This is a genomic window from Mesorhizobium sp. LSHC420B00 (assembly GCF_000503055.1).
GTDB lineage: Bacteria > Pseudomonadota > Alphaproteobacteria > Rhizobiales > Rhizobiaceae > Mesorhizobium.
Map to the genome: position 1 here is coordinate 1 of NZ_AYVY01000056.1, position 16,270 is coordinate 16,270.

General features: G+C 60.1%; 16 protein-coding genes and 1 pseudogene. 10 read left to right on the forward strand and 7 right to left on the reverse strand.

All coding sequences use genetic code 11. The features are described 5' to 3' along the window. A partial coding sequence (locus X760_RS72940; RefSeq protein WP_036246012.1) for a hypothetical protein occupies positions 1 to 337 on the forward strand: 337 nt, incomplete at its 5' end. Between the two features lie 280 nt (positions 338 to 617). Here X760_RS72940 and X760_RS0140540 read toward each other — a convergent pair. After that, positions 618 to 878, reverse strand: coding sequence for a hypothetical protein (locus tag X760_RS0140540; protein WP_031195476.1), 261 nt, complete (start codon positions 876 to 878; stop codon positions 618 to 620). 1,125 nt (positions 879 to 2,003) lie between these two features. Here X760_RS0140540 and X760_RS72945 point away from each other — a divergent pair. Both X760_RS72945 and X760_RS72950 read left to right on the forward strand, forming a co-directional pair. Further along, a pseudogene (locus tag X760_RS72945) lies at positions 2,004 to 2,464 on the forward strand (hypothetical protein). Continuing rightward, the gene (locus X760_RS72950; RefSeq protein WP_023723120.1) at positions 2,461 to 2,985 is read left to right on the forward strand and encodes an RES family NAD+ phosphorylase; all 525 of its coding nucleotides are present in this window, start codon (positions 2,461 to 2,463) and stop codon (positions 2,983 to 2,985) included. Before X760_RS72945 ends, X760_RS72950 begins: the two are co-directional and overlap by 4 nt. Positions 2,986 to 3,028: 43 nt before the next feature. Here the strand turns inward: X760_RS72950 and X760_RS72955 are convergent, their stop codons facing one another. The 4 genes from X760_RS72955 to X760_RS72970 all read right to left on the reverse strand — a co-directional run bounded on the left by X760_RS72955 (position 3,029) and on the right by X760_RS72970 (position 5,886). Continuing rightward, a complete protein-coding gene (locus X760_RS72955; protein ID WP_023723121.1) occupies positions 3,029 to 3,808 on the reverse strand; it encodes an SMC-Scp complex subunit ScpB in 780 nt (259 codons plus the stop codon). Between the two features lie 2 nt (positions 3,809 to 3,810). Beyond that, positions 3,811 to 4,764, reverse strand: coding sequence for a DUF1403 family protein (locus tag X760_RS72960; RefSeq protein ID WP_031195481.1), 954 nt, complete (start codon positions 4,762 to 4,764; stop codon positions 3,811 to 3,813). A 242-nt stretch (positions 4,765 to 5,006) separates the two neighbouring features. Continuing rightward, positions 5,007 to 5,600, reverse strand: a complete 594-nt coding sequence (locus X760_RS72965) for a hypothetical protein (RefSeq protein ID WP_023723123.1) — start codon at positions 5,598 to 5,600, stop codon at positions 5,007 to 5,009. Beyond that, positions 5,590 to 5,886 carry a hypothetical protein gene (locus X760_RS72970; RefSeq protein ID WP_023723124.1) on the reverse strand — a complete coding sequence of 99 codons (297 nt, stop codon included), beginning with the start codon at positions 5,884 to 5,886 and terminating at the stop codon, positions 5,590 to 5,592. The genes X760_RS72965 and X760_RS72970 overlap by 11 nt, the downstream gene beginning before the upstream one ends. Before the next feature lie 275 nt (positions 5,887 to 6,161). Between X760_RS72970 and X760_RS72975 the strand changes: the two genes are divergently transcribed. From X760_RS72975 to repC, 4 genes are all read left to right on the forward strand, one after another. Further along, positions 6,162 to 7,292: a site-specific integrase gene (locus X760_RS72975; protein WP_051409794.1), complete on the forward strand. Its 1,131-nt coding sequence runs from the start codon at positions 6,162 to 6,164 to the stop codon at positions 7,290 to 7,292. 1,006 nt (positions 7,293 to 8,298) lie between these two features. Further along, positions 8,299 to 9,480, forward strand: coding sequence for a plasmid partitioning protein RepA (repA, locus tag X760_RS72980; protein WP_023749471.1), 1,182 nt, complete (start codon positions 8,299 to 8,301; stop codon positions 9,478 to 9,480). Next, positions 9,477 to 10,511: a plasmid partitioning protein RepB gene (repB, locus tag X760_RS72985; RefSeq protein WP_031195483.1), complete on the forward strand. Its 1,035-nt coding sequence runs from the start codon at positions 9,477 to 9,479 to the stop codon at positions 10,509 to 10,511. The genes repA and repB overlap by 4 nt, the downstream gene beginning before the upstream one ends. 155 nt (positions 10,512 to 10,666) lie before the next feature. Next, positions 10,667 to 12,010, forward strand: a complete 1,344-nt coding sequence (gene repC, locus X760_RS72990; RefSeq protein WP_023723128.1) for a plasmid replication protein RepC — start codon at positions 10,667 to 10,669, stop codon at positions 12,008 to 12,010. A gap of 301 nt (positions 12,011 to 12,311) precedes the next feature. Here repC and X760_RS72995 read toward each other — a convergent pair whose 3' ends face one another. After that, entirely contained in the window at positions 12,312 to 13,244 is a 933-nt protein-coding gene (locus X760_RS72995) for a recombinase family protein (protein ID WP_031195486.1), read from the reverse strand. 612 nt (positions 13,245 to 13,856) lie between these two features. On the opposite strand from X760_RS72995, the gene X760_RS75965 reads away from it, so the two are divergent. Together X760_RS75965 and X760_RS73000 are read left to right on the forward strand one after the other, a co-directional pair. Continuing rightward, positions 13,857 to 14,120 (forward strand): hypothetical protein, encoded by a 264-nt coding sequence (locus X760_RS75965; RefSeq protein ID WP_084643174.1) that lies wholly within the window; start codon positions 13,857 to 13,859, stop codon positions 14,118 to 14,120. Continuing rightward, on the forward strand, positions 14,120 to 14,812 hold the full coding sequence (locus tag X760_RS73000) for a nucleotidyl transferase AbiEii/AbiGii toxin family protein (protein WP_023723131.1): 693 nt from the start codon (positions 14,120 to 14,122) through the stop codon (positions 14,810 to 14,812). Before X760_RS75965 ends, X760_RS73000 begins: the two co-directional genes overlap by 1 nt. A gap of 38 nt (positions 14,813 to 14,850) precedes the next feature. On the opposite strand, the gene X760_RS73005 is transcribed toward X760_RS73000, so the two are convergent. After that, positions 14,851 to 15,966, reverse strand: coding sequence for a tyrosine-type recombinase/integrase (locus tag X760_RS73005; protein ID WP_023723132.1), 1,116 nt, complete (start codon positions 15,964 to 15,966; stop codon positions 14,851 to 14,853). 141 nt (positions 15,967 to 16,107) lie between these two features. On the opposite strand from X760_RS73005, the gene X760_RS77005 reads away from it, so the two are divergent. Further along, positions 16,108 to 16,270 (forward strand): DUF1403 family protein (locus tag X760_RS77005; protein ID WP_245278795.1); only part of this gene is annotated, 163 nt, incomplete at its 3' end.

The window sequence follows — 16,270 nt, forward strand, 5'->3', positions numbered from 1 at the left end:
GGCGAATTCAAGGCGTTCACGCGGCTCAAATTGGCGATACCGCTATCCGGCGCTTCTGAGCCAGACCAGCATCTCCGTCGCCCTGGCCGAGGGACTGCAGAACGCGCTCTGGTCACTTGGCGGAGCGCCGCTCTATCACCGCAGCGACAGCCTGTCGGCGGCTTTCCGCAATCTCAATGGCATCTTTCAATATTTGCACAATCTGAACCCGCAGGGGTTCAGGGATCGTGTCGTACTGACAGGCATTTCGCCTCGCTGGCGCCTCTGCCGCTTGGAAAAGATGTCCCTGACCGCCAAGTTGATGGGGCCCGCATTGAAACAATCAAAGGTAGTGTAATCAGACGTGGGACGTGGTGGCAAGCGGACTGCAGGCCTAGCCAGATTGCCCTGACACCCCCTCTTCCCTAGCAGCCGCCTCGAAGGCCCTCCGGGCTTCCTCCAGGGCATTGTTGCAGCCGTAGGTGACCCCAGGTCGGTCAGTCTTGACGTACACCGGAGGGGAGAACCAATGAGTTGCCATGAGGGGGCCGCTCGCGCTCATCATCGAAGGCCGTTGGCATACCGCTTCGCGAGCCTGAGGGTCCGCTTTCGTTGCCAGACGGCAGAGCGCCTAAACTTCAAATCGCACGGCCCAGAGCAGATGAAACTACAGCCGCATGTGTTGCCGGCAGTTCGAACAGCATGGGCAGGTGGCGACACTCGGCTTCGTCCACGATCAGCGCCTCAATAGTCGCGATGGAAAGATGGCTTCTGAGGCGCAGCCGGACAACCGCGGCGAGCTTGTGAACGGGCACCGGTACCGCCCCGGCGTGATGGTCTAGAAGATTGTTGATCTCGGCAACTACTTTTGGATCGACGGCGTGGGGCAATGGCAGCATGAGAGCGCTTCCTTTCGGAAGTAACTCTAAGCCGATCGGGGCGATGAGTCTTGGCGCGTACGTTTTTAACCAAATGTCGCGGACATCATTGGACGTCAGGTCAAGCTCGTTAGCGTTGCGCGCATTAGAGCGGCCACGGCCCGCTGCACAGCCAATCGCAACGCAAGCGTGAACCATTCTCGGATTACTGTGTTTGTAGGGATGCCGCGCTATTTCTTCGACTTAACCGACACTGGCAAAGTCTTCCTTGACGTTGAGGGTACCGATCTCCCGGACCTCGAAGCTGCAAAACAAGAGGCGTTAAAGCCTTGGTCGAGATTACCAAGGATAAGCTGCCGGATGGCACTTATAGAGAATTTGTGATGACCGTTCGCGACGAGTCCAACGAGACGTTCTTAGAGGCTATGATCGAGTTTAAGATGCGGACGCGCTAGGTCTGCAAAGATGGTTTCCGATTGGGATCACTTAATAGACGGCTCTCGCTTACAATTAGAGAGTTCTCGGTTGAATGAGCGTCGCGCGCGCGCAGACATCGATGCCTTCGGCTCTCCCTTGACGCAACCCGCCGCGTAATTGTGGCATCCCGTAAGCTGCTGGACCGGATGGCGAACCGGGTCGATGAACACGAGTGGAGGGTTCCTACTCTGGTGAGAGATACATCTTGGCTTCCTTAGCGGCAGCCTCAAAGGCCTTTCGTACCACCTGAGGATCAATCGGATCGCCCTCCAGATCCGACAGGCAGAGGGTCACCGCCTTGTGCCAGCGAGGTCCTCTCCGGGTCCACCTCTTAAGTTGCTCAAGGGCTGTCCTCGCATTGTTGCAGCCATGCCTGTCGCCGGTTTCAGTCTTCACGAAGACCGGAGGGACGANCCTCTTAAGTTGCTCAAGGGCTGTCCTCGCATTGTTGCAGCCATGCCTGTCGCCGGTTTCAGTCTTCACGAACACCGGGGGGACGAACCAATGGGCGATCTTACGGCTGACATTGGGGGCATTGCCGCCGCTATCTAACAACCGCGACGGGGATGAAGAAGGGCAAGCAGTGTGGTGGAATGGGTCGAGCCTTTGTACACTTGCTATGCGTCGAAATGTGCATATATTGTGCATATGAGAGGTCGGAGATTTGTCATGGCCCACGCACAGCTCGCACATTCCACGGTGATTTCAGGCTTTGTCGATAGCCTGCAGGAGCCGCGCACGCCTTATATCTCGCCGAAGCGCCTGTCGCAGGCGCTTGGCGTGAAGGTGGCCAACTTGGCCCAGTTGACCGGTGTCCACCGCAACACGCTCCGCAACCCGTCATCGGAGCGCCTGCAGGGCAGGATGCGCGAGATGGTGAAGGTGATCNCCACCGCAACACGCTCCGCAACCCGTCATCGGAGCGCCTGCAGGGCAGGATGCGCGAGATGGTGAAGGTGATCTCGGCGGCGACGGAACTCACCGGCGATGTCAACAAGGCGATCTTTTGGTACCGCAATGAACCGATCGCCGACTATGGCCATCGTACCGCAGCCGAGCTCGTCGCCGACGGCCAGGTCGAGGCGGTTCTGGCCTTTATCCGGGATCTCGAGAATGGGGCGCGCGGGTGAGGATCACCCGCATCGGTCCAGACGAAATCTTCCATCGCTATCTGACTCCCAAATGGGCTTTCCTGCCCACCAGCGGTGCAGGCGCAGCGATGGACGGCGGTCGTTTCAACCGGCCAGGCATCGAAGCACTTTATCTGTCGCGTGCGACCCAGACGGCGCTTGATGAATACAAGCAGGGAGCCAGCATCACCCCGCCCGCCACCCTTGCCGCTTACAAGATCACGCTCGCCGAGGTAGCCGACCTTTCGCAGGGTTTCGACCCGGACATCTGGGACGGCCCGTGGAAGGAGTGGGATTGTGCCTGGCGCCAGGTCGCTCGCATCGACAAGAAGATCCCGCCATCGTGGAAGCTCGCGGATCTGGTCATCACCGCCGGACTTCGCGGCATCCTGTTTCCGTCGCTGCGTCACGCCGGCGGCACCAATCTGGTGATCTTTCCGGCCAATCTTGTCGACAGCGACCATGTCGCGGTTCACGATCCCGATCAACGGTTGCCGCACGACCAGTCGTCCTGGTGCTGAGTTATCGACCGTCTCTGGGATCGCAACGCGACGACGTCCCCCGTCACGGCGCTTGGTCCCCAACGACATCGTCCTCGCCGTCGCCCTCCCCGCTCGCCAGCCCGGCTGGAATATCGCCGGCCAGCAGCTTGTCGAGCAGATCGAACATGTTTTCGATGNTCGCCAGCCCGGCTGGAATATCGCCGGCCAGCAGCTTCTCCTTCGACAGCAGCCCTGCGTCCTCAAGCGCCTCGAAATCCGGTAGCTGGCGCAGCGTGTCGAGCCCGAACTGCGAGAGAAAAGTTTTCGTCGTCACATAAGTATAGGGCGCGCCAGGTTGCGGCGAGCGCGGACCCGAAGCGATAAAATCCTGCGATCGCAGCACGCCGATCAGGTCGCGCGAGATCTCCTTGCCGAAGAAGCTCGACAGCTCGGCCCGGGTGATCGGCTGGAAATACGCAATGCACATCAAGATCAGCGCCTCGGACTGCGACAGGGGTTTTGACCCCGGCCCGCCATCCGTACCCTGCCCCGTGGCAGCTCGAATTGCATCGGAGTAGACCCTCCTGGTCCGGTGCTGCCAACCGCCGGCGACCGACACCAGTTCATAGGGCCGGCCGCGCAATTCTTCGCGAATGTCGTCGATAACCAGGTCGATGTTGCAGCTTCTTCCGACGACCCGCGCCAGCGTCTCGCGCATCACCGGCGTGTTGGCCGCAAAAATCACCGCTTCGACGCGACCCATCCATTCGCGCCAGCGCAACTCCGCCGGCAGGTGTTCCAACTCAGTGTCGAGCAGCGATGGCTGGGCATTTTCTTTTCTCTGGGCCGTTTGGTCGGCCATCGCTAGAGCCCATACAGCCGGAAGGTCGGCCGTCCCGACAATTCACGCACTGCCTCGAATTCTATCAACCGGTCGAACAGCCGCCGTGACCCGAACCGCGACAGGTTTTTGGTCACGAGCGAGCCGGAGACGGCATCATTGTCGAGCAGTTTTGCGATCGCCTCACCTGCGCCTTTGGCGCGGAGCTTAGGCGCCACCGCCATAAGCCGCTCAGCCCGCCGAGAAATTTCGCCGGCGACCCGGCAGGCATCCGCCGCGCCCTGCGCCAGCGCCACGCATACTGCCCGCTCAAACCCTTCCCCTCCAGGCCGGATCCGTTTGCCGCGTCCGCCTTCAGCATGGAAGGCCGGAGCAAACGCCTGCGCCACCAACATTGGCACGGGCCGCGACCAGCGCAGCTTTTGCGCCAAGACCAGATCGGCACACCACCAGGCCAGCGTTTCGGCCTCCGACCGCATTGCGACCACGTAGCCGGCGATTGCCCCGGCAGCGAACGGCGCCGGTCGCCCGGAACGGGCAAGATTGTCGATCACCTCGGGAAGATCGGCAAAGGCATCGTCCCAGCGCAAGCCGAGCAGCGCGACCACTTCGGCCAGTCTCGCGGCATTGACCACCGGCGGCCGCAACGCCAGTTGTCGCCAGGCGCCCAAAACAGCGCCGGCAGGTCCAGGATCGGTGTCGGGTGGACGCATATACCAGGCATCGCGCAGGGCGGCCTCGTCCTCGCTGCGGCCGGCCAGCCGAACGGCGGCGGCGGCGCATTTCAAGGCCCGCCCCTGCCGCCAGGCACCGGCCCAGGGCGGCTCCGAACGCACCAGATTATCGAGCGAAGTCAAGGCTGCCCCAGCCCAAAACGCGGCATCGGCATCGCTCGAAACTGGCCCGTCTGGCAGCGCCCAGCCCGGCACACGCGGCGGCAGAGGAGCGCTAACAGGTGAGGGGTCGGCTCGAATCATGTCTGACATGGTAAACTGGGCGTGCGCTTTACGCCATCATTCGAGGGCTCAAACGCACAGCCTGTCGTTGCACAATGACGAACGATAATGCCTTATCGTTCGTGTCTGTCATTACGTTAGAAATGGCCGCTGTCGCCCGCGGTTCAACGGTCGCAGGAGAGTGTCAGCGACCTTTTTGAAGACTGGTGGTCATTAAAGGAGGTTGGACGATCACGGTGCACGGGCATCTGCCACAGACGCTTTCAACCCTGCGGGCGCAAGTCTGTCACCGGCCGGTAGAAGATCACACGCACCGACGGAACAAGCTGGTTGAGGTAATCGAAATCCCCAACATTGCCGGTCAGGACCGTCGCGCCCAGCAGACCGGCCTGGTGAAAGATCAGCGCATCGTTGAGGAAGCGGCGTTCATGGCCCTCCCCTTTCGGCAGACGGCTCAGCCGGAACAGCAGGCCGGCAAGCATGCCGGCGCGTCCCCAGGCGGTGGCGTCGGGTGCATGCAGCCGGTGCACTGGAATGTCTTCAATCGTGCCTGCAACCACTTTCAGGACCGACTTCGTCGTGGGGTGCGCTGGGTCGAGCCGGCCGAACAGGTGGCTGAGCTCGGCAAGGCAGACGGCCGAGTGCTGACAGAGCCTATAGATCAGAAGGTCATCGACCACTTTGGGCGTGCGCCCCTGAAGGACATCCAGATAGACGCTCGTGTCGAGAAGCAATGCACCGCCGACAGGCGGCTGGTCCCCTGCCCAGGACAGAGCGGAATCCGGCCGCCGTTCCAGCCCGCCGGCACGCCGCTGTGGTTTGAGGGAACGCAGTGCGCTCCCGAGATCAAACGCCAAGATCAATGTCTGCGGAGATGCTGCCCTTGCGGCGGACGAGCTGGGCGCCAAAATCGTCCTCGAGGGCCAGCCGCGACAAGGCGAGCTCCAGCAGTTCAGTGTCGGAGGTCACATGAGCGCGCTTTTTTGCCGCCTCGATCAATTCCGACGGCACCCTCCCGGAAAGGCGTGTGTTCTTGGCCGCGCCGAGAAGGCCGACCGCCCTCGCCTGCTCAAGCACCAGACGGTTCCGGGTGTGGGCGATCCGCTCCTCGCTTTCGGCTACCGTTGCGCCACGTACGCTCATCCTGGATTCTCCTGTTGAACGAAACATAAGGGATGTTGAACATGAAGGCAAGGATCGGCACTGAGAAAGAGGGCCCTAGGAGGGTCAACACTGGATCGGACATGGTCCGTCGCCCGGTCATGCTAAAGCACGACCCAGCGTGTGGTCGTACGCGACCGGCGCAAATCTCGGGAGCTACTGGTCAAGCACCTCGCGGTGGACAATTGGGCGCTTTGGTCGCACGTTGGGGCTCTCAGAATCGCACCACTGTGACATTCAAATGATCGAGAGTTTCGATGGGCAGTCCCCGTAATTTCATGACGCCCATCGACGCGGTCGACACCAGCGACCTGCCTGACATTGTCGACGTCGTCATGGAAATGGGGCATCCGGATGAGGCTCCCGCTCCTCCCACGCAGGTCCTCGACTCGCGACGAGCATCACTGCCTGCCCATCTCGAAAAGCTGGCCGACCGCGCGCGCGATTACGTCGAGGCGGCGAGTTCGGCAAACACCCGTCGCGCCTATGCCGCCGACTGGAAGCATTTTTGCGCCTGGTGCCGGCGCCAGGCGTTTGATCCGCTGCCGCCAGATCCACAAGTCGTCGGCCTCTACATCACGGCCCAGGCCTCAGGATCGGAACGGGACAAAAAGTCTGTGTCGACCATTGAGCGCCGCCTGTCGTCGCTGACCTGGAACTATACGCAACGCGGTCAACCGCTCGACCGGAAGGACCGGCATATCGCCACCGTGCTCGCCGGCATCCGCAATAAACACGCCTCCCCTCCCCGTCAAAAGGAAGCCATCCTGCGCGACGATCTTGTCGCCATGCTGGAAACGCTCGATCGTGGCACGCTGCGCGGTCTGCGCGGCCGCGCCATGTTGCTTTTGGGCTTCGCCGGCGGCTTGCGCCGCTCCGAAATCGTGGGCCTCGATGTTGCGCGCGATCAAACCGAGGACGGCTGCGGCTGGATTGAATTTTTCCCGGACAAGGGCGTGCTGGTTACGCTGCGAGGCAAGACCGGCTGGCGCGAGGTCGAGATTGGCCGCGGCTCGTCCGATGCCACCTGCCCGGTCGTCGCCCTGCAGACCTGGCTGAAGCTGGCCCGCATCGCGCATGGCCCCCTCTTCCGCCGCGTCACGGGGCAGGGCAAAGCTGTGGGCGCCGAGCGGCTCAACGATCAGGAGGTGGCGCGGCTGGTCAAACGCGCGGCCTTGGCCGCCGGCGTGCGCGGTGATCTTTCCGAGGGCGAGCGCGGCCAAAAGTTTTCCGGCCATTCGCTGCGCGCTGGCCTCGCCTCCTCTGCCGAGGTTGACGAGCGCTACGTGCAGAAGCAGCTTGGTCACGCCTCGGCAGAGATGACACGCAAATACCAGCGCCGGCGCGATCGCTTCCGCGTCAATCTAACTAAGGCGTCAGGATTGTAGAGTGCGGTACGCCCCCCAGCCGCAGGTGCCTCTGGATGCGCCAATCCACCCCGGCGCCACAGATCCAACCATCAAGTTGATGGGTTTCTAAGGTTTATTGGTGCGGGCGCAAGCCTCCAACTTGAAGAGCTGTTCCCAGCTGGGAACTCAAAATACGGGTTGTGCGAGAAGTTGCTTCTCGATGAGTTCTCCAGGATCCTTCGCCGACACTTGGACTAGCCCCCGAGGGAAGTTGCCTGGCGACTGCAGGAGCCTCTTGCTCGACGCTGGAGGAAAGTGCGCGTGGACAGGACGCCCACGTGCCAAACGGTGCTGATTGCTGTCAAATCGCGTGGGACGCCTGGCGATAGATCCTAGCCGCTGAGTTGCCATTCGCGAGAGTCGCTCGGCCCGGAAGGAATGCCTCGTTGCAGGGTAGGGGCCGTGGGGCGTCTAACTTGTCTGCCTGGGGGCGTTCACCGAAGTGACATCGGAAGCGGCGCGGCATGGCTGCATTACAAACACAACCCATCGTCCCCGACGCAAAGGATGGTGACTTCCCTAGGACTGCGCGAGCTCAGTGCCTCCGTCACAACGGGAATTTCGCCGCCGCGCCAAAGTGGGGGGAGGGGGTATCTCTCCATGCGCCGAAACCTACCTGCGCTTTTGTAGGTCGCTCGCGGCCGTACGCGGAAGCCAGAGGCCAACCGGTACACCAACGTCGACTATCTACGAGAACAAAACGGGCAACGGGGCCCGCCCGTGCCCCCATGCTGCGTAACCAACTTCATAGCTGTCTTTTTCAATGCCTGATGCGCAACTTTGACGGCACAGGGAAGCCAGCGATAGCGAAAAGTTCCCAGCTGGGAACTGCCCTGTGTCCATTTGCTCGAATTCTCCGAATCGGGCATACCTCCAGTAACGGAAAAACCGCGTAATTCGAAAAGTTGGCGTAGTTGGCGTGGCGTTAACAGCTTGTTAACCACAGTCGCTATCAATAGGCGCTGGGTGCAAGAGGAGAATCTGGGTGACGCGGCATCTAAGTAGCCTTCAGTTCATGAATACCTTTTCGACGAAACTCGAGAAGGCACTCAACAATCTTTCGCTGGCTCAGTATCCTCCAGATGCGATTCGTACGATGCGCAAATTCACTTCGACGGAAGTGGCAGCATTGCTAGGAGTGACTGAAGCTTACATACGGCAGGTCTCCTTAAAAGGGCAGGGGCCTGAGCCAGAGACAACGACCACCGGAAAGCGCTTATATTCTGTGGAGCAGGTGCTGGACCTTCGGATGCACCTGGCGGAAAAGGCACGGAAGAAATGGATCAATCCTCGTCGTGTTAAAGGCGAGGATTGCCAGATCATCGCGATCACGAACTTCAAAGGTGGATCGTCCAAGACAGCGACCACTATTCACTTGGGTCATTGGTTGGCACTACGTGGATATCGCGTTCTCGCAGTCGACATGGATCCCCAGGCGTCGTTGACAAGTCTGCAAGGAGCGTTACCCGGATTTGACTACCGAGAAGGTGACACCCTTTACTCAGCGATTCGGTTTGATGATCCGGTGCCAACGGAAAAGATTATTCATCAGACGCATATCATCGGATTCGACGTCATCTGCGCCGGTCTTGAGCTGACAGAATTCGAGACGGCCGTCACCCTTGAGATGCGCAAGAGCGGTGGAACCAGTTTTCTGCTTCGAGTGTCACAGGCGCTCGAACAGATCGTCGATAACTACGACATCGTCCTTCTCGACTGTGCGCCGTCACTCAATTTCCTGACACTTTCGTCGCTCACTGCCGCTACCGGAGTCCTAATCCCAGTTCCAGCGCACATGCTCGATGTCGACTCCACAGGGAAGTTTTTGGAGCTGGCCGCATCTTATATGCAAATCCTGGATGAGGCTGGTGCAGGCGCACGTTGGGATTTCGCCAAATTCCTCATCACAAAGTTTGAGGCCAACGACCACCCGCAAGCCAACATGCAGGCCCTAATGCGCCAAGTGTTTGGCGAGGATTTACTTCTGAATTCAGTCTCCAAATCCACTGCGGTTGCGGACGCTCTCACTTGGAAGCAGAGCCTCTATGAAGTGCAACGATCGAGGTTTTCGGCACCTAAAACTTATGATCGTGCAATCGAATCGATCAATGCCGCGAACGCGGAAATAGAAAGCCTCATCACAATGGCATGGAGGCGTGAACAGTGAGCCGTAAAGATTCTAAGGGCATGTTTGCTGCTGTTTTGGGGCAACTCGGGGAGGACAATTCGGAGGAGGGCGTCAGCCGCCGCACGTCATCGCCGCACCTGATGAAGGTGGCGGCTGGTGTTCGCCAAATGCAAGAGCGTAGCGATATCGCCGACAAGTTACTGAAGTCAGGCGAACAGATCATTGAACTCGATCCCGACAAAATACGGCCGTCGTCTATTACCGATCGATATGATGACGCCTACGAGATTTCCGCCATTGCTGAGATCACTGAATCCATGCGGGAGCGCGGTCAGATTGTGCCTGGACTGGTTCGGCCAGTACAAGGCAAGGATGGCGAGTTTCAAATCGTCTATGGTCGCAGAAGATTAGCGGCAGCTAAGCAGCTTGGGATCGGATTCAAAGCGGCCGTCCGCGAGTTAACTGATGAACAAGCAGTCATTTTCCAAGGCGAAGAAAACACCGCTCGAGAGGATCTTTCATACATTGAGAAGTGCGCTTTTGCGCTTGCGCAGCAGGAAGCGGGATACAAACGGGACACCATCTGCGCTTCGCTGTCGACAGGAAAATCGCATGTCTCCGAGATGATCAAAATCGCCTCATCGGTCGACAAGGAGATACTGCAATCGATTGGTAAAGCTCCCGGGATTGGTCGAGGACGATGGCAGGAATTCTCGAACCGCTATTCCATAGACGGCTCACCCGCAAAAGCTTTCGATCTTATTCGCAAAAACAAATTCCGCGAGGCAACGTCCGACGACAGATTCATTATTCTGCTTGAGACGCTTCCATCGGATCATAATGCGATCAAAGAACCTGCGGGTCCGGCCAAGCCATCAAAGCCCAAGATTGCTATGAAATCCTGGGCTGCTCCAGACAAAACAGTCAGCGTCAGCCTCAAAGACAACGGAAAAACTACCATGATTGCGGTGGGAGAGGCTGAAGGATCGCGTTTCGCAGCGTTTATCGCCGGACAACTGGACGACCTGTTTGAGGCCTTTCGGAAGTCCATCACGAAACAAGGAGTCTGAAAACCGCAAAAGAAAAAGGCCCCCGAACGGCAAGCCGTGGAAGCCTCTCTCTGAACTAAGCACTCTGAGAATCGCATCTCCACGAATCACTGTCAAGAGTCATTGGCGTCGTTTTGGCGAGCAGGTTTCTTTTGCCTAATCGAGGGTGAAAGAAAATGGAGACGAATATTGCGACGACGCCCTTTGGGCGGCGGCCGATGACGCTTGGCATGATTTCAAGCCAAGTCACCGCAAGGGCCGTGCCGAAGGACGCGATCGTCCACAAATGGCATGTCTTCCAAGATATCAAGGATGCCAGGATCGCTCTGGGCGCCACTGATCGCGCTTTGGCTATTCTCGACGCGCTGTTGTCGTTCCATCCGGACACGGCACTTTATGGCGACAGTGAACTGGTTGTATGGCCATCCAACGAGCAGCTGATCCGCCGCGCCAATGGCATGCCCCCAACGACCTTACGGCGACACCTGGCCGTTCTGGTCGAGTGTGGATTGATCATCCGTCGGGACAGCCCAAACGGCAAGCGCTTCGCCCGGAAAGGGCAGGCGGGCGAGATCGAGCAAGCCTATGGCTTTGACATCTCGCCGATCGTGGCGCGCGCTGAGGAGTTCAAGGATCTTGCGGAAGCGGTCAGATCTGAGAAGAAGGCCTTTCGTCTCGTTAAGGAGCGGCTAACCATATGCCGCCGTGACATCGTCAAGATGATCGACGCGGGGATTGAGGAAGGCGTTCCGGCGAACTGGGGCAGGGTCCAGCAGGCCTACCAGGCGATTGTTGGTCAGATACCACGCACTGCACCTAGGCAGACTCTCGAGGTGATTGCCGAAGAACTTGAAGGCCTTTGGGCTGAAGTGCGTGAAGCATTGGAATCATTTGTAAAAACACAGAAAGTGGACGCCAATGAGTCCCAAAATGGGCGCCACATACAGAATTCAAAACCAGACTCTAAATTTGAATCTGAAAGCGGCTCAGGAAATAAAGATGAAGCGGGCGGAAACGTTGCGGACACCGACAACGTACGGAGCCTACCGAAACGCGAACTGCCGCTAGGGATCGTGCTGGATGCCTGCCCGAACATGCTTTGGCTGGTGAAGGGCGGCGGCGGAATCCGCAACTGGCGTGAATTTCTGGCCGCGGCCGAGGTTGCCCGACCGTCCATGGGCGTCAGCCCGAGCGCCTGGGAGGAAGCGCGAACGGCAATGGGTGAGCAGCAGGCGGCAATTTCCATTGCCGCGATCTACCAGCGGCAGGACCAGATCAACAGCGCCGGCGGCTATTTGCGCAGCCTGACAGATCGAGCAAAGGTCGGAAAGTTCTCGGTCTGGCCGATGGTGATGGCCTTGTTGCGGGCCAAGCTTGACGCGTCGAAAATGACCGGAACCGGAGCTGAAGCCGCTGCCGTCGATTTGGAGATGGCGGGCAAGGTCGTGCGCACCGAATCCCGGCTGGAAATCAGCAATGCGTTGCGCCGCAGCCTCGACAAGCCGGGGCGCGGATCATGATGAGGTGGGCGGGTTTCGATCCGCTTTATGAGCTTGGGCGGGTCGCTGCGGCGCTTGTCGGGACGAGCGTCTTATGCGAGCATCGAAGGTATGAGAAAAGAACATGACCCGCAACCGACGCCCGATGAAACCGCCGGGATGGTGTGGTGGAATTCGCTTACCGAATCCGATCGTGCGGCTTGGCTGGCGCGGGCCGGCAGCGCCGTTCCAGCTGATGCCTGGGCCGCGTACAAGCGGCTCGGGAACGTTGAGCGTCAGCCACAGACCGTAAACTGAGGACTGTTCTGCAGCGGGATGGCGGTCAGTTCGCAGGTAGTTCGGCGACGAGTCCAAGCCGTCGGGCTCGATCGAGCAGGTTCTTGACTGAGGAGGCAGACCATTTTGCGCTTCCTCGTGGGGTTCGCTCATGCAGACGCTCGAGCTGGCCAGCGATGTCGCGGAGCGACAGGTTTGGGTTAGACTGCGAAATCCCTGCCACGAGAGTCATCAGGCGATCTTCGGGAGACAGAGGAGACGCCCGCTTTAGCAGTGTGGAGTCGGCCAGGTGCTCTGTGACGAGCCACCTCACTGCCCGCCGCAGTCGTTCAGGCGTCCAGTCGAGGCCGCGCTGCTTCAAGACCCGAACGATGTCGTCCCAGTTGTGGTCGGGTCGCATCCGGCGGACCGTCGGAAGCCACTGGTTCATCGTTGATTGTAGCCGTCGGCCATAGGCTGCCTTTTGTACCGCTGTCATCTTCGCCAGGGCTTCGGGCCTGCGCTCCCGGATACCAGGATTGCCTGGCAGCCGCCCCTTCGATCGTGCAGCGATAATGCCGGCCTTGGTCCGCTCTGAAATCAGCGCACGCTCGAGTTGGGCAACGGCGCCGAGTACCTGTAGCGAAAACATGCCCTGTGGCGTCGACGTGTCGATCGGATCTCGGAGAGATCGGAAATGCGCGCCCTTCTCAGTCAGATCCTCGATCACCTGAAGAAGATGGCTTACCGAGCGCGCGAGGCGATCGAGGCGCACCACGACCAGGACATCGCCGGCGCCGATATCGCTCATCAACCGCAGTAGGGCAGGGCGAGCTCTTGACGCCCCGGATCCATGTTCCTGAACGACCACGTCGCAGCCAGCCGACCGCAGCTCAATTTCCTGCGCTTCCGTCGCTTGTTCGTCCGTCGACACGCGCGCGTACCCGATTTGTCGGCCCTGTGGTCGTCCGGAGCGTCGATCTTGCGCTTCACGGGCCATTTGCGGCGTCTCTCAGCTTAGGAAAGGGCGTTTGTACAAACACCGAAGATATCAACAAACGATCGTTTGTAAACGTCTCTAGTGGCCCTTTGGGTAGCTCCTACGGCTTCGATGAGGCTGAAAATCAACCATTTCTAGCCTCCTGACCGCCCCAGGGCGTGGTGCTGTACAGTCCCGATATGAGGTCATTATCGATAGTGAGCTTTCTTGCCGAAGATATCGCCTGTGACTGTCGCTTTTATTTCCCGATTTCAATTGAAGTCGTAAGCTGAAGTTCAGTACCGCCGTTTACACCTTACGGCTTCAAGCGCGGGGAGGGGACCTTCAGAGCCTTTGGTGAGGTCGACGCGGAACCGATCGCGCCACCGCCGATCTCGCCCTGCGGCTTCGTAAGGGCGAGACGTGCCGGAGTCGTGCTTCCGAAGATCAGTTCGCAGCTGGCCGAATGCCGCTCGATCCCGCGCGCGTCTGTAGCTCGTCCGTTTACGCGCGCATGGCCGCTCAGGCGTCACTGTGGTCGACGGAAGGACGATTGTGAGTCTCGCGAGCCATTTGCAGTGCCCGAGTCTCGCAGCTTGTGCCCCATCCACGAATTGACTATTTTGCATGACTATGAGTGAGCATCTGGCCTTGGTTCTGACGACAGTGAACGCGCCCTACAGCGAACAGCTCGACGGGGTGGCGCTGGCTCATTGTCTTTCGGATCTAGATCTGGCGAAGCAGTATCCTGGGCAGGTCAGTGCCTTCCTTGGAGAAGTACCGGTCGAGCAGCAGATGGAGTTCGCCGCCGCGCACCAGATAGCGGTTGATGATCTGAAGGCTTTCGCGGCCCATTTCTCTGCCTGGTCCGGCGAGAGCTATCAACTCGCTGCCTGATGATCGAGGTCCATAGCCGTCGTCCGTCCGAATGGCGGCGGCTTTTCGCCATTGCTGCCGATCTGATCGACCAGCTCCGGGAGAAGGCCGGAGGTTTTGAATTCGAATGGTCGTTTGGCGGCGGCACGGCGATGATGATCCACATCAACCATCGCGAAAGCCACGACGTCGATATCTTCCTCGACGACCCTCAGCTACTCGGCTTCATTGACCCATCCAAGAGCCAACTGAGCTTCAGCACGGGTCCTGCCGCATATGACGGCGACGGGACGAGGTTTCAGAAATTCGCGTTCGAGGGCTTGGGCGAGATTGACTTCATCGTGGCCGGGGCCTTGACCGGGACACCTTTCGAAAAGCGAGAGGTAGAAGGTCGTTCGGTATGGCTTGAGACCATTCCCGAGATCATTGCCAAGAAGGTTTATTACCGAGGCGCGGAGCCCAGACCGCGGGACATCTTCGATATCGCAGCCGCCGCGCGATCGCATCGAGCCGGCGTTGTCGGAGCCCTCCGGGCATTTCCGGATCGTGTCGCTCGAACAAGGGAGCGGCTTGCAGAGCTGAATCCGGAGTTCGTCAGACGGACGATTGCACAGCTCATGATCATGCCAGACTACGAGGAGATGGCTGCTGATAGCCTTGCCACTGCAACAGCCCTGCTCGAAGAGGTGCTGTCGCCAGCGACATCATCCTGACCAACGCCGGCAGCCGGCTTCAAGCGGGGGAGGGGCTTTCAGAGCCCAGACGCCTTGGTGAGATTGACGCGGAACCGATCCCGCCGCCGCTGATATTTGCGCGTCATCTCGGCCGAGGCGTGGCCAAGCTGCTTCTGGACGTAACGCTCCTCGATGTCGGCCGAGGAGGCAAGGCCGGCGCGCAGCGAATGTCCTGAGAACAGCAGTTTCCGTTCCCCTTCCGGAAGATCCGAGCGGACGCCGGCGGCGAGTGCGGTCTGCTTGACCAGGCGCGCGACATGCTTGTCGGAGAGCCGCTCGACGTCGACGGTCTTGTTGTCCTTGAAGATGCGCCGGAAGAGCGGGCCTCTCGCGATGCGGCCGAAGCGGATCCAGCTCTCGAGGGCAGCGACGGGGCAGGTCTGGTCGGAGGCGCCGCGGCCGACCTCGACCTCGCGCCAGCCGGTCTTGCCGCGCAGCGTCACCAGGACGCCCTGGTCAGGAAAAATCTCGATCCAGCCGGCGCCGTCGCTGTGGTTGCCATCGAGATGGTCGTCGCGCGCGACGTCGAGGCCGACGATTTCCGAGCGCCGCAGCCCGCCGGCGAAGCCAAGCAGCAAAATAGCGCGGTCGCGCAGGCCGCGCAGATCATGGCCGAGCGTCGCGATCATGGCGATGAGATCGTCGCCGAGCACGGCCTCTTTTTGCCGCGGTGGCTTTGCGTGCTTGCGGCGAATGCCGGCGAGCACGGTGGCAATATGCCGATCGGCGCGATCCATTGGCACGCCGCGCTGGGTAAAGTTCCAGGCAAGACCGGAGAGGCGCCGCTCGATCGTCGCGACAGAAAGTGGGGGGAGGCCGCGTCTCGGATCCCCGGCGGCGCAGGCGCCAATATAGAGGCCGATGACCTGGCTCGACGGCGGCATCGGATCGAATCCCTCCCGGCGGCACCAGCTGGTGAAATGCCGCCAATCCTTGGCGTAAGCGTCTCTCGTGTTGTCGGAGCTGGCCGCCTTGGCGTAGGCCGTCGCGGTCTCGACGAGGGCTTCCAGACGCGCCGGCGCCCGCGAGGCGGGGGGTGAGGAGCCCATTTCCAGCACAAGGTCGACGATGTCGGGCAAATCGTCGTGGGTCGGTTCGTCGGTTATGGCCCTGTTTTCCGGGGGATTTTGCATGATTTGGGAGGCTATCAGAATACGTCCGATAAGGCAAGCTTATCGGACATAAAAGCGTTGCGACAGGCTGTGCGCTTTGCACCGGATCGCTAGCGAAAAGCGCACGATGGCGTTATCGTCCACGCCATGATTCGTCCCGCCATGTCGCCGATTGCATCGACCTGCGAGCCGCCCACCGTGCCCGGCTGGGCGACCCAGCGCGGGTCGGTGACAAGCGATGCGGAGGCGGCGTTCATGGCCGGCGCGGCGTTGCATGCGCTCGACACTCTGGTGCGCGCGGCACCGCCCTGGGCCGGCGCCTGGC

Coding starts and splice junctions, on each gene's coding strand:
- X760_RS0140540 (WP_031195476.1), bottom strand. CDS start 878: ATGCTGCCATTGCCCCACGCCGTCGATCCAAAAGTAGTTGCCGAGATC.
- X760_RS72960 (WP_031195481.1), bottom strand. CDS start 4,764: ATGATTCGAGCCGACCCCTCACCTGTTAGCGCTCCTCTGCCGCCGCGT.
- X760_RS72970 (WP_023723124.1), bottom strand. CDS start 5,886: ATGAGCGTACGTGGCGCAACGGTAGCCGAAAGCGAGGAGCGGATCGCC.
- X760_RS72975 (WP_051409794.1), top strand. CDS start 6,162: ATGGGCAGTCCCCGTAATTTCATGACGCCCATCGACGCGGTCGACACC.
- repC (WP_023723128.1), top strand. CDS start 10,667: ATGGAGACGAATATTGCGACGACGCCCTTTGGGCGGCGGCCGATGACG.
- X760_RS72995 (WP_031195486.1), bottom strand. CDS start 13,244: ATGGCCCGTGAAGCGCAAGATCGACGCTCCGGACGACCACAGGGCCGA.
- X760_RS75965 (WP_084643174.1), top strand. CDS start 13,857: ATGAGTGAGCATCTGGCCTTGGTTCTGACGACAGTGAACGCGCCCTAC.
- X760_RS73000 (WP_023723131.1), top strand. CDS start 14,120: ATGATCGAGGTCCATAGCCGTCGTCCGTCCGAATGGCGGCGGCTTTTC.
- X760_RS73005 (WP_023723132.1), bottom strand. CDS start 15,966: ATGCAAAATCCCCCGGAAAACAGGGCCATAACCGACGAACCGACCCAC.